Here is a 13,346-nt window from a genome sequence, read left to right as displayed (position 1 = left end):
GAAGGTATTGTTTTTCATAAGAAAAAAAAACTTCATCAGGTAAATCATGATGAAGTTTCAAATATAAATTAATTAATTGTTAACCGTAAACGAATAATTGTTAATTAACAATTGATTATTATTTCTTGTTTAGCACTTTTTTTACTGCTTTTACAACATCATCTGCATTTGGCAACCATTCTTTTAGCAAAACTGGAGAATAAGGAGCTGGCGTGTCGGCAGTTGTTATTCTTTGGATAGGTGCATCAAGAAAATCGAATGCACGATCTTGAACCATATAGGTAATCTCGGAAGAAACACTTGCAAAAGGCCAAGCTTCTTCAAGAATTACCAATCTATTAGTTTTTTTAACAGAGGTCAAAATAGTTTCATTATCCATTGGTCGAACTGTTCTCAAGTCAATGATTTCGCAAGAAATACCTTCTTTAGCTAATTCGTCAGCAGCTATAAAAGCTTCTTTTATAATTTTGCCAAAAGAAACTATTGTAACATCTGTTCCTTCACGCTTAACATCTGCAAGCCCAATAGGTATAGTATATTCACCATCTGGCACTTCGCCTTTATCACCATACATTTGTTCCGATTCCATAAAAATAACTGGATCATTATCACGAATAGCCGACTTCAAAAGTCCTTTTGCATCATATACATTAGATGGCACTACTACTTTAAGGCCAGGAGTATTTGCAAACCAATTTTCTAAAGCTTGTGAATGGGTTGCTCCTAATTGTCCAGCAGAAGCAGTAGGTCCACGAAAAACAATTGGCACATTAAATTGACCACCAGTCATTTGACGAACTTTTGCTGCGTTGTTAATAATTTGATCAATACCCACTAAACAAAAATTAAAAGTCATATATTCAACAATAGGTCTGCATCCATTCATGGCAGAACCTACTGCAATTCCAGTAAAACCGAGTTCAGCAATAGGAGTGTCAATAACTCTTTTTTCTCCAAATTCAGCAAGCATTCCTTTCGATGCTTTATAGGCACCATTATATTCAGCAACTTCTTCACCCATCAAGTAAATAGACTCATCGCGACGCATTTCTTCACTCATTGCTTCGCAAATTGCCTCTCTAAATTGTATCGTTCTCATAGTATATCGTATATGTGTATTTTTCGAATGGCAAAAATAAAAATTTTAAACCACTTAAAAGCATAAAAATCTTTAAAATAATAGAACGATTTATTAAAAAACAACCCTTACAAATAAAAACTACATCGTTTTCAATAATACTAACCATTCTTGCTAAAACAATTAGTTAGCATTTTTTCTAAAAAAGTAATAGAGACGTTAATTAAAAATGAAAGTTTAAAAAATATTATGCACGCATAGTATATTTCAATAATTTATTATAATTTTGTAAAACCAATTTAGAAAAACACTTGCTATGAAAATACTAGTTTGCATCAGTCATGTACCTGATACTACTTCAAAAATTAATTTTACAAACAATGACTCAGAGTTTGATACTAACGGAGTACAATTTGTAATTAATCCTAATGATGAATTTGGTTTAACTCGAGCAATTTGGTTTCAAGAACAACAAGGTGCAACAGTTACGGTAGTTAATGTTGGCGGTCCAGAAACAGAACCTACGCTAAGAAAAGCTTTAGCAATTGGTGCCAATGAAGCTATTCGTGTTAACGCTAATCCAACAGATGGTTATTTTGTAGCTAAACAACTTGCTGAAGTTATCAAAAATGGCGCATATGATGTGATTATTGCTGGAAAAGAATCTTTAGATTATAATGGTGGGATGGTCCCAGGAATGATTGCTGGATTATTAGAATATAACTTTTTAAATTCTTGCACTAATATTACAATCGAAGGCACAACGGTAAATGCAATTCGTGAAATTGATGGAGGAAAAGAAACTATTTCAACCACTTTACCAATTATTATTGGTGGTCAAAAAGGTTTGGTTGAAGAAAAAGATTTGAGAATTCCAAATATGAGAGGTATCATGACTGCCAGAACAAAACCACTTACTATTGTTGAAGCTTTTGGCGCATCTATAAACACTAAAGCTGTTAAGTTTGAAAAACCAGCTCCAAAATCAGCAGTTAAATTAATTTCGGCTGACAATCTCGACGAATTAATTAATTTATTACACAACGAAGCCAAGGTAATTTAAGAATGCGGATTTTAGATTTCAGATTGCAGTCCCGAAGTTTCAGTAGCAGTGTGGAAATCTAAAATTCATCTTACTTCAAAAATCTAAAATCGTTTATTTGAAACACAATATAAATCAAGTTTTTAGTTTCCAGTCCCGAAGCATCGGGACTGGGAACTAAAATCAAAAATCAAAAATCATATGTCTATATTAATATACGCAGAATCTGCTGAAGGAAAATTCAGAAAAGTAGCTTTCGAATTAGCTTCCTATGCAAAAAAAGTAGCCGAATCTTTAGGAACAACTGTTACAGCCGTAACCATAAATACGGAAGATGTTTCAGAATTGTCAAAATATGGTGTCGACAAAGTTTTGAAAGTAACTAATAATAAGTTGTCTGGTTTCTCTGCAAGAGCCTATGCTGACGTCATCAAGCAAGCTGCTCAAAAAGAAGCTGCAAAACTAGTTTTACTATCCTCAACTACTGATAGTATTTATCTTGCTCCATTGGTTGCAGTGTCGCTAGAAGCTGGCTTTACCTCAAATGTAGTGGGTTTGCCCTTGAGCACAACTCCTTTTCAAGTTAAAAGAACTGCCTTTTCAAACAAGGCTTTCAACATTACTGAAATTGAAACCGACATCAAAATTCTTGGTCTTGCGAAAAATTCTTATGGTATTTTTGAAAGTACAGACGCGATTAATCGCGTCTGTACGGAAGAAGATTTTATTCCAAATATACAAGACGCTGATTTCAATGTAAAAGTACTGTCTGTTGAAAAAGGATCAGGAAAAGTATCCATTGCGGATGCTGATATTGTAGTATCAGCAGGTCGAGGTTTAAAAGGACCAGAAAATTGGGGTATAATAGAAGAACTTGCCAATGTCCTTGGAGCAGCCACTGCTTGTTCAAAACCAGTTTCTGACTTAGGCTGGAGACCTCATGGAGAACATGTTGGACAAACAGGAAAGCCTGTAGCTACCAATTTATATATTGCTATAGGCATCTCAGGTGCAATTCAACATATTGCAGGAATAAACTCCTCAAAAGTAAAAGTAGTTATCAATAGTGACCCCGAAGCACCATTCTTTAAAGTTGCAGATTACGGAATTGTGGGGGATGCTTTTGAAATTGTACCACAATTAATTGAAAAATTTAAAGCTTTTAAAGCTCAATAATATAAATTCTCTTCAGTCTTACCTTAATTAGTAGCTGCCTTCAAACAAGATAATCGTATCTTTGCTTTGAGTCAGCTTTTTTGTTTCGTGTTTTTTGTTTAAAATTGCATTATATTAAAATATATAATAAAAGCATAAATTGCTTTTAAAATTTGAATCATGAGTTTAGTCAAATTATCCATTAAAGGTATTTCATATAGTCAGACACAAAACGGAGCCTATGCTCTAATATTGAATGAAGTTGACGGTGAAAGAAAATTACCCATTGTAATTGGTGCTTTTGAAGCTCAATCAATAGCTATTGCTTTAGAAAAAGAAATAAAACCTCCTCGCCCATTAACCCATGATTTGTTTAAAAATTTCGCAGAACGCTTTGATATTGTGGTTAAACAAGTCATTATCCACAAATTAGTAGATGGTGTGTTTTATTCTAGTATAATTTGTGAAAGAGATAAAATAGAAGAAATAATTGATGCTAGAACATCGGATGCTATCGCATTAGCTTTGCGTTTTAATGCTCCTATTTTTACTTATAAAAACATTCTTGACAAAGCTGGAATTTATTTAAAAAACAATTCGATAGAAGCAGATAAGGAATCTCAAGAAATTGACGATATTCTTTCGAATCCTCAAACTTTTAGTGAACCCGTTGAGAGTAATAAATCTGGTGAAACTTACTCAAAACACACCTTACAAGAGTTAATTGAATTATTGGATCAAGCCGTAATTCAAGAAGATTATGAAAAAGCAGCTAAAATAAGAGACGAAATTTCGAAAAGATAGTTTTCAGATGGCAGATTTCAGATTTCGGAAAACCAAAAAATGTTTTATACTATTGATTAACGAATGTTGATGTTTGAAGTTCTTAACTTTTAAACTTTAAACTTTTAAACTTTAAACTTTTAAACAAACCATGAAACAATACCATGATTTAGTAAAACACGTTTTAGATAACGGAAATCAAAAAGGAGACCGAACTGGAACTGGTACAAAAAGTGTATTTGGCTACCAAATGCGTTTTAATTTAGCTGAGGGATTTCCGATGGTTACAACCAAAAAATTACACTTAAAGTCAATCATATATGAATTACTTTGGTTCTTGAAAGGGGATACTAATATTAAATACCTTCAAGAAAACGGAGTGAAAATTTGGGATGCTTGGGCTGACGAAAACGGCAACTTAGGCCCCGTATATGGTCATCAGTGGCGCAACTGGAACAGCGAAGAAATAGACCAAATCACCGAACTTATCAAGGAATTAAAAACCAATTCAAACAGCCGTAGAATGCTAGTTTCGGCATGGAATCCAAGTGTTCTACCCGATACTTCGAAAACTTTCTCGGAAAATGTAGCCAACAATAAAGCAGCTTTACCCCCTTGTCACGCGTTTTTTCAATTCTATGTTTCCGACAATAAATTGTCATGCCAATTATACCAGCGAAGTGCCGATGTTTTTTTGGGCGTTCCTTTTAATATTGCTTCTTATGCCTTATTAACCATGATGATTGCACAAGTTTGCAATCTAGAAATTGGGGAATTTATCCACACCTTTGGTGATGCGCACATCTACAACAACCATTTTGAGCAGTTAGAATTGCAACTAACACGTGAACCAAGACTTTTACCTACAATGATTTTAAACCCTAAAATAAATAACATCTTCGATTTTACTTTTGAAGATTTTACACTTGTTGACTATAACCCCCATGAATCGATAAAAGGAAGTGTAGCGGTTTAGTTTAATGTTTAAACTGACCGATATAAAAAACAAAAAATCCGCTTTTCAGCGGATCTTTTAGTTTATGACTACACGGTTATAACACCATTTTCTGTTCCTGCAAATTCATTCCATTGGAAAGAATCAGATTCGGCATCATTTACAAAAACACCATCAATTACATACTTAAATTCGTAAGAGGCGTCTTTTGGTAATTCGAAAACACCTTTGAATGTACCGTTTTTCAATTTTGACAAATCTCCAACTTTCTGATCCCAATTATTAAAATCGCCTACAACTGACGCTATATTTGCTTCTTTAGCTTCTACTGAAAAGGTAACTTTACAAACTGGTTTTGTTTTAACAAATTGTTTCTTTATTGACATAACTATTTCATTTTTAGAATTATGGGGCAAAGAAAATACATTATTTCGAATATTCAATATTCAGAATAAAGTTTTAAGAATTTGACTATTTTTATCCCAATTTTTAATTGGGTATATAAAAATAATTACTATTTTTTATTATATCAAAACCAGAAAACGTTTTCTTAATAAAGAATGAAATATTAAAAAATGGTGGCATTTCAAAATAAATTTTACCTTTAAACAAAAATTTTAATGGAAAAAGAACATCAAGAACAATATGAATATGCTCGAAGAAGATTAAACCAAAAGAAAATATTATATTTTCATTTTGTTTTGTTTCTTTTAGGAAGCTTATTTATGTTTATTGCCAATCATTTTCAAGCATTTGGGTATACCTCAAATTGGTCTGTATGGTTAATAACCCTTTGGACATTTTTATTTGTACTTCATTTTATAAAAGTGTACATTACCAATAGATTTATGGACAAAAATTGGGAAAGAGAGCAAATTAACCGCCTGATAGCCCTTCAAAAACAAAAAATAACAGAATTTCAAGTACAAGTTGAAAAGGATTTTACTTTAAATAAAAAATAAAATGATTATTCTTATAGCAGCTGTTGCCGAAAATAATGCCTTAGGCAAAAACAATGATTTACTATGGCATTTGCCCAATGACTTCAAACATTTTAAAGAAACTACATCAGGGCATCATATAATTATGGGGAGGAAAACTTTTGAAAGTTTTCCGAAACCATTACCTAACCGAACACACATAATTATTACGAGACAAAAAGACTACCATTACAACGGCTGTATTGTGGTTCAAAACATCGAAAAAGCGATTTGGGCTTGCCCGAAAGAAGAAGATATTTATATTATCGGAGGTGGAGAAATTTATAAGCAATCGATATCAATTGCTGACAAACTAGAGATTACACTTGTACATCATACATTTGAAGCCGATGTTTTTTTTCCTGAAATAGATTTAACGGTGTGGAAATTAACTTCTGAGATATTTTGTCCTAAAGACGAAAAACACCTTTATGATTATACTTTTCAAACTTTTATCAGAAAAAAATAAAATTTAGATTCAAAAATCTAGGTTACCTTTGCTGAAAATTATAAAAAATGTCAAAAATCATAACGCCTTATAAAAACTCTTCTCAAAGTAAGAAAGAACAAATTACCCAAATGTTTGACAACATTTCTGGAAATTACGACCAGCTAAATCGTGTTATCTCTTTTGGAATAGATGTAAAATGGCGTAAAAAAGTACTGCAAATAATAAGCAATTCTAACCCTGACAAAATTCTAGACATTGCAACTGGAACAGGTGATTTAGCTATTTTGATGGCAAAAACCAATGCAAATAAAATTATTGGACTTGACATTTCAGCAGGAATGCTCGAAGTTGGAAAGCAAAAAATTTTAGATAAAAACCTTTCTAAAACAATTGAGATGGTTTTGGCAGATTCAGAAAACATGCCTTTTGAAGACAATTATTTTGACGCTATTACAGTAGCTTTTGGTATTAGAAATTTTGAAAATTTAGAAAAAGGTTTAAAAGAAATTTTAAGAGTATTAAAACCAAACGGTGTTTTTGTAATACTAGAAACCTCAGTGCCAGTTAAAACTCCATATAAACAGGGTTATGCCTTTTATACCAAAAACATATTACCTTTAATTGGAAAATTATTTTCTAAAGACAATGTGGCTTATGGTTATCTTTCAGAATCGGCAGCGGCTTTTCCATTCGGAGAAGCACTGAACAATATTTTGAGGGAAAATGGGTTTATAGATGTTGTTGCAATGACACAAACATTTGGTGTAGCAACTATTTATTCAGCATCTAAAAGATAATTAGCTTACCATGAGAAAAATAATTGTTATATTTTTTTTAACCCTATTTATAAAAGGACATGCTCAATTTACAAAGAGTATGTTTAGTAAAGATCCTATTATTAATCTAGAAAATTTTCAAAAGCAAAGAGTTTATTTTGGTTTTTTTCTAGGTTTTAATTCCTATGATTTCAAAATTGATTATAAAACCGTTAGCGAGGATATTGAGGTAAAAAAGACTACAGGTTTTAATGTAGGTTTGGTAGCCGATTTAAAACTTCAAGAATATATTAATTTGCGTTTTGAACCTGGTCTTTATTATACCCAAAGAAACTTTGTTTATCCAGATAGCTATTTTGGATATACGCCTACTTATTCTCAAAAAAACAGAGAAGTAAATAGCACTAATATCCATTTACCATTATTACTCAAATTTTCTTCTAAAAGAACTGGAAATATTCGTCCCTACGTATTAGGTGGAGTATCAGCAACCCTTAATTTATCGGGTAATGCAAAATCAAAAGACGATAATTTAGAGCAAGTATTTAGAGCAAAATCATGGACTAAAAATTATGAATTAGGCCTAGGAATTGATCTTTTTTCAGAATATTTTATCTTTTCACCCTCCATTAGAGGCGTTTTTGGATTAAATGATGAAATTATACAAGATAATGACCCTTTTAGCCCTTGGACAAGCAATATCGAATCTATAAAGTCAAGAGCTATTTTTATCAATTTTACATTTCACTAAAGAGATTCATCCTCTTAGTCCACAAATTTTTTTAAGAAAATCTTTTAAACTCACTTAAAACAATAGCTGTTGCTGTTGCCACATTTAAACTTTCGGTTTTTTGTAAAGAACCAAATCTTGGTATCATGAGTTTATTTTTACATAATTTTTCTAACTCTGGAGAAATTCCGTTTGCCTCATTACCCATAATTATTATTCCTTCTTTAGGTAGTTTTGTTTTATATATGTTATCCCCATCCATAAATGTCCCATATATTGGCAATTTAGTTTTGACAATAAAATCTTCTAGGTCAATATAATTTACATTCACTCGAGATATAGAACCCATTGTGGCTTGAACTACCTTTGGGTTATAAAGATCCACAGCGTCTTTTGAACAAATTATCTGTTCAATTCCGAACCAATCACATATTCTTAAAATAGTTCCTAAATTCCCTGGATCTCGAATAGAATCGAGAGCGAGAATTAATCCCGATTGTTTAATATCAATTTCATTTGGTATTTTAAAAATCGCCAAACAACTATTTGGAGATGCCAAAACACTAATTTTTTTTAATTCATTTTCTGAAATAAGTGATTTTTTTTGAGTTAAAACTCTTGGAGAATCCATTTGTGTGGTATACAAATGATCTAATTCAAAATTTGAATCTAATAATTCTTGAATTACCTTTACGCCTTCGGCAAAAAATAATTGATAGCTTAATCTATATTTTTTTTGCTGTAAACTCGTTATAAGCTTTAATTGATTTTTACTAAGCATAAAATAATGTACTTTTGAATTAAATATTTTCGAACACTTGAAAAAGATTAGCACAAAAATAACAGCATTTATTCTAATTGCAACTATAATCATGGCATGTAATACTGTGAAAAGAGTTCCTGAAAATAAATACCTCCTTACTAAAAACCAAATAGAGGTTAATGGAAAAGTAATTAAAAATGAAAATCTACAGAATCAACTTTATCAAAAACCGAATAGTAAAATCCTTGGTTATAATCTGAGATTGAATTTGTTTAACCTTGCGGAACCTAATCCAGACTCAACTTATCAAGCGAAATTTACAAATAATATAGGAAAATATAGCCGAAAATCAAAATGGCTATCTTCAAAACAAGTAGATCGACTTGGTAAATCATTTTGGTATCATGGAATTCATGATTTCTTAAAAAAAACAGGAGAACCGCCTGTAGTTATTGATACAATAAAAACTAACAAAACAAAATTAAGACTACAGTATTACTATTTTAATGAAGGCTATTTTAATACCAATGTTACTCATAAAATAGACACTATTAATTCTAGAAAAGCAAAAATAAAATACTCAATAAACACTGGAAAGCCTTATTTTATTGACAGTTTGAAAACTAATATTCAAACACGTGTTCTAGATTCAATGTTCAAGTCTACTTTGTCACTTTCTTTATTAAAATCAGGGAAACAATACCAAACTTTGTTATTTACAGAAGAAAAAAAGAGAATTTCTGACTATTATAGAAACCACGGAGTTTACTATTTTCAGCCTAATTATGTCACTTTTAACATTGACTCTATATCGAATTCGAATAAAACCAATGTTGCTTTAAAGATAAATGATTATTCTTATCAAGAAAACGATTCAACAAAAACGGAACCTTTCAAAATATATAAAATAAGTGATGTCAATATTTTTACTGATTACACTCCCAATTCATCAAATTTAATTTCGGACAGTACATCCTTTAAAAATTTTAATCTTTTCAGTCGGTCTAAATTGAAATACAATCCAAAAGCAATTATAGATGCTGTGTTTATTTCAAAAGGAGGTCTTTTTGCAGACAATAAAACAATCTTAACTTCACGATATTTAAATAATCTGAAAATATTTAATTATCCCGCAATTCAATATGTGGTTGACAAAAGAGATACTACCGCCCAATCATTGATTGCAAAGATTTATCTTACCCCTAAAAAAAAATATTTATTTGGAAGCTCGTTTGACTTAACACATTCAAATATTCAAGACATCGGCATAGGAGGTTCCGCATCCTTAACCATCAGAAATGTATTTAATGGGGCAGAAACATTAGAAGTTTCAGGAAGAGGAAACATTGGCTCCTCCAAAGATTTGGCTACTCCAAATAATAATTTTTTTAATATCTCAGAATATGGAATTGATTTAAAATTAAATTTTCCAAGAATTTTTATGCCTTTTCGAACAGAAAAAATCATTCCTAAAAGCATGATTCCATCGACTCTCGTTGCTGTGGGATTATCGGTTCAAAAAAATATTGGTTTAGATAAAGAAAACTTTACTAGCTCTTTGTCTTATAATTGGTCTCCTAAAAAAAGTTACACTGCAAATCTTGACTTCATTAATATTCAATTTGTTCGCAATCTTAATCCTGAGAATTATTTTAATGTTTATACATCGTCTTATGATGCCTTAAACAAAATAGGAAAGATCTATAATATAAATCCTAATTACATTGATGGTGATGAGAATTTAACCATTGAAAATGGCACTTCAGGTTTTACCAATGATGTTTTATCAGGAATAACTAGTTTAAATTCTAATGATGACGATTATAAAACCGTTAAGAGTAATAACGAAAGGAAAAATAGACTAACAGAAAATGACTTTATTCTAGCTACTAATTACTCTTATTCAAAAACAACAAAAAGCAATTTACAAGACAATAATTTCTATCAATTTAAGGCAAAAGTTGAATCTGCGGGTACTTTATTATCATTACTATCTAATGCCTCTAATCTAAACAAAAATGAAAATGGTTATTATAAAATTTTTAATATAGAATATTCAGAATATTTAAAAACTGAATTTGATTATATAAAGTATTGGGATTTGTCTAAAGAAAAGATTTTTGCAATCAGAACATTTTTTGGAGTTGCACTACCCTTTGGAAATTCGAACAATATTCCATTTTCTAGAAGTTACTTTTCAGGAGGATCAAATGACAATAGAGCCTGGCAACCATATGGACTTGGTCCAGGTAGCAGCGGATCTGTAAATGATTTCAATGAAGCCAATATGAAAATAGCCTTTAGTGGAGAATTTAGATTTAAAGTTTTTGGCCCACTAAAAGGGGCTTTATTTGCTGATGCAGGTAATATTTGGAATGTGCTGGACAATGTAAAAGACGAAAATTCAACTTTTACAAATTTTAGTGACTTAAGAGAAATTGCATTGGGAACTGGAATGGGTTTACGATATGATTTAAGTTTTTTTGTGGTGCGATTTGATTTTGGTTTCAAAACCTATAATCCTGCCAAGGAAATAGGAAATAGGTGGTTTAAGGAATTAAATTTTAATCAATCTGTATTAAATTTTGGAATAAATTATCCCTTCTAATGATTTTAAATTCTTAATTTTGTCCCCTTTAATTTAATTTAAACAATTTATTATGGCACATAATATTAAAGCAGGAGTTGCAACAGGAGATCAAGTACAAGAAATTTTTGCCTATGCAAAAGAAAAAGGTTTTGCACTACCAGCAGTAAATGTTATTGGATCGGATACAATTAATGGGGTTTTAGAAACGGCCGCAAAATTAAACGCTCCAGTTATCATTCAATTTTCAAACGGAGGAGCACAATTCAATGCTGGAAAAGGATTATCTAATGCAGGAGAAAAAGCAGCAATTGCAGGAGGAATAGCAGGCGCATTACATATTCATACTTTAGCAGAAGCTTATGGCGCTACTGTTATTTTACATACTGACCACTGTGCAAAAAAACTATTGCCATGGATTGATGGTTTGTTAGATGCCTCTGAAAAACATTTTGCTGCTACGGGAAAACCTTTGTTTAGCTCCCATATGATCGATTTATCGGAAGAGCCTATCGAAGAAAATATAGAAATTTGTAAAGAATATTTGGCTAGAATGAGCAAAATGGGAATGACATTAGAAATCGAACTTGGAATCACAGGTGGAGAAGAAGATGGTGTTGATAACTCTGATGTTGATAGTTCAAAATTATATACTCAACCTGAGGAAGTAGCCTATGCTTATGAGGAATTATCTAAAGTAAGCCCTCGTTTTACTATTGCTGCAGCTTTTGGAAATGTTCATGGAGTTTACAAACCTGGAAATGTAAAATTAACTCCAAAAATATTGAAAAACTCTCAAGATTTTGTACAACAAAAATTTAATACTGGTCATAATCCAGTTGATTTTGTTTTTCACGGAGGTTCTGGTTCTACATTAGAAGAAATTAGAGAAGGAATTAGCTACGGAGTTATAAAAATGAATATTGATACCGATTTACAATTTGCTTTTACAGAAGGTATTCGTGATTTTATGATCAATAATATTGATTATTTAAAAACTCAAATTGGTAACCCAACGGGAGCTGATTCACCAAACAAAAAATATTACGATCCAAGAAAATGGTTGCGTGAAGGTGAAGTTACTTTTAATGCTAGATTAGAACAAGCATTTGCTGACTTGAATAATGTAAATACTCTATAATTTTAGATTTTAGATTTTAGATTTTAGATTCCCTAGTGCAATCTGAAATCTGAAATCTGAAATCTGCAATCTGAAATAAACATGGCTTGGTTTAAAAGAACAGAAAAAGGAATTACTACGGCTACCGAAGATAAAATGGATGTCCCAAAAGGACTTTGGTACAAATCTCCAACTGGTAAAATTATTGATTCAGAGGAATTAGCACGCAACTTATATGTAAGCCCAGAAGACGGTTTTCATGTTAGAATTGGCAGTGCCGAGTATTTTGAAATCTTGTTTGATAATAATGAATTTATCGAATTAGATGCCAAAATGACCTCAAAAGATCCTTTGCATTTTGTAGACACCAAAAAGTATTCAGATCGTCTGAAAGATGTAATGGCCAAAACCAAATTGAAAGATGCAGTTCGCACAGGAGTTGGAAAATCAAAAGGAAAAGATTTAGTGGTTTGCTGTATGGACTTTGCCTTTATTGGTGGTTCTATGGGAGCTGTGGTAGGTGAGAAAATTGCTCGTGGTATAGATCATTCTATAAAAAACAACATTCCATTTGTAATGATTTCAAAATCTGGTGGTGCTAGAATGATGGAAGCAGCCTATTCGTTGATGCAATTAGCCAAAACATCAGTTAAACTTGCCCAATTAGCAGAAGCTAAAATCCCGTATATATCTTTAAGCACAGATCCAACCACTGGTGGAACAACAGCTTCTTATGCAATGCTAGGCGATGTAAACATTTCGGAGCCAGGAGCATTAATCGGTTTTGCAGGACCTAGAGTTGTGAAAGATACCACTGGTAAAGACTTGCCTGAAGGTTTTCAAACTTCAGAATTTCTGCTCGAACATGGTTTTTTAGATTTCATAACTCCTAGAAAAGAACTGAAAGATAAGATCAATTTGTATCT

The 13,346-nt window shown here is 31.7% G+C and carries 14 protein-coding genes; 11 read left to right on the top strand and 3 right to left on the bottom strand.

All coding sequences use genetic code 11. The features are described from left to right. Nucleotides 1-118: 118 nt before the first annotated feature. Nucleotides 119-1,099, bottom strand: a complete 981-nt coding sequence (locus ACKVOD_RS03070) for a pyruvate dehydrogenase complex E1 component subunit beta (protein ID WP_409208012.1) — start codon at nt 1,097-1,099, stop codon at nt 119-121. Nucleotides 1,100-1,394: 295 nt separating this feature from the next. On the opposite strand from ACKVOD_RS03070, the gene ACKVOD_RS03065 reads away from it, so the two are divergent. The 4 genes from ACKVOD_RS03065 (at nt 1,395) to ACKVOD_RS03050 (ending at nt 5,034) form a co-directional block, all read left to right on the top strand. Then, nucleotides 1,395-2,141: an electron transfer flavoprotein subunit beta/FixA family protein gene (locus ACKVOD_RS03065; protein WP_409208011.1), complete on the top strand. Its 747-nt coding sequence runs from the start codon at nt 1,395-1,397 to the stop codon at nt 2,139-2,141. 180 nt (nt 2,142-2,321) lie between these two features. After that, complete coding sequence (locus ACKVOD_RS03060) at nt 2,322-3,296, top strand: electron transfer flavoprotein subunit alpha/FixB family protein (RefSeq protein ID WP_409208010.1); 975 nt, start codon at nt 2,322-2,324, stop codon at nt 3,294-3,296. Between the two features lie 159 nt (nt 3,297-3,455). Further along, entirely contained in the window at nt 3,456-4,079 is a 624-nt protein-coding gene (locus ACKVOD_RS03055) for a bifunctional nuclease domain-containing protein (RefSeq protein WP_409208009.1), read from the top strand. A 130-nt stretch (nt 4,080-4,209) separates the two neighbouring features. Beyond that, nucleotides 4,210-5,034: a thymidylate synthase gene (locus tag ACKVOD_RS03050; RefSeq protein WP_409208008.1), complete on the top strand. Its 825-nt coding sequence runs from the start codon at nt 4,210-4,212 to the stop codon at nt 5,032-5,034. Nucleotides 5,035-5,102: 68 nt separating this feature from the next. On the opposite strand, the gene ACKVOD_RS03045 is transcribed toward ACKVOD_RS03050, so the two are convergent. Continuing rightward, nucleotides 5,103-5,399: an isoamylase early set domain-containing protein gene (locus ACKVOD_RS03045; protein WP_409208007.1), complete on the bottom strand. Its 297-nt coding sequence runs from the start codon at nt 5,397-5,399 to the stop codon at nt 5,103-5,105. Between the two features lie 234 nt (nt 5,400-5,633). Between ACKVOD_RS03045 and ACKVOD_RS03040 the strand changes: the two genes are divergently transcribed. The 4 genes from ACKVOD_RS03040 to ACKVOD_RS03025 all read left to right on the top strand — a co-directional run bounded on the left by ACKVOD_RS03040 (nt 5,634) and on the right by ACKVOD_RS03025 (nt 7,971). Then, nucleotides 5,634-5,975, top strand: coding sequence for a 2TM domain-containing protein (locus ACKVOD_RS03040; RefSeq protein ID WP_409208006.1), 342 nt, complete (start codon nt 5,634-5,636; stop codon nt 5,973-5,975). Between the two features lies 1 nt (nt 5,976). Beyond that, the gene (locus tag ACKVOD_RS03035) at nt 5,977-6,462 is read left to right on the top strand and encodes a dihydrofolate reductase (protein ID WP_409208005.1); all 486 of its coding nucleotides are present in this window, start codon (nt 5,977-5,979) and stop codon (nt 6,460-6,462) included. A 47-nt stretch (nt 6,463-6,509) separates the two neighbouring features. Next, the gene (ubiE, locus tag ACKVOD_RS03030) at nt 6,510-7,241 is read left to right on the top strand and encodes a bifunctional demethylmenaquinone methyltransferase/2-methoxy-6-polyprenyl-1,4-benzoquinol methylase UbiE (protein WP_409208004.1); all 732 of its coding nucleotides are present in this window, start codon (nt 6,510-6,512) and stop codon (nt 7,239-7,241) included. Between the two features lie 79 nt (nt 7,242-7,320). After that, nucleotides 7,321-7,971 carry a porin family protein gene (locus ACKVOD_RS03025; protein ID WP_409208003.1) on the top strand — a complete coding sequence of 217 codons (651 nt, stop codon included), beginning with the start codon at nt 7,321-7,323 and terminating at the stop codon, nt 7,969-7,971. Between the two features lie 31 nt (nt 7,972-8,002). On the opposite strand, the gene ACKVOD_RS03020 is transcribed toward ACKVOD_RS03025, so the two are convergent. Continuing rightward, nucleotides 8,003-8,731 carry an RNA methyltransferase gene (locus tag ACKVOD_RS03020; RefSeq protein ID WP_409208002.1) on the bottom strand — a complete coding sequence of 243 codons (729 nt, stop codon included), beginning with the start codon at nt 8,729-8,731 and terminating at the stop codon, nt 8,003-8,005. Nucleotides 8,732-8,768: 37 nt separating this feature from the next. On the opposite strand from ACKVOD_RS03020, the gene ACKVOD_RS03015 reads away from it, so the two are divergent. The 3 genes from ACKVOD_RS03015 to accD all read left to right on the top strand — a co-directional run. Next, entirely contained in the window at nt 8,769-11,321 is a 2,553-nt protein-coding gene (locus tag ACKVOD_RS03015; protein WP_409208001.1) for a BamA/TamA family outer membrane protein, read from the top strand. Between the two features lie 52 nt (nt 11,322-11,373). Beyond that, nucleotides 11,374-12,441, top strand: a complete 1,068-nt coding sequence (fbaA, locus tag ACKVOD_RS03010) for a class II fructose-bisphosphate aldolase (RefSeq protein ID WP_409208000.1) — start codon at nt 11,374-11,376, stop codon at nt 12,439-12,441. Between the two features lie 81 nt (nt 12,442-12,522). Then, a partial coding sequence (gene accD, locus ACKVOD_RS03005; RefSeq protein ID WP_409207999.1) for an acetyl-CoA carboxylase, carboxyltransferase subunit beta occupies nt 12,523-13,346 on the top strand: 824 nt, incomplete at its 3' end.

This window comes from Flavobacterium sp., from assembly GCF_046155325.1.
Classification (GTDB): Bacteria; Bacteroidota; Bacteroidia; order Flavobacteriales; family Flavobacteriaceae; genus Flavobacterium.
Note: the sequence above shows the minus strand (reverse complement) of the source record. Positions and strands in the feature narration are given on the sequence as shown.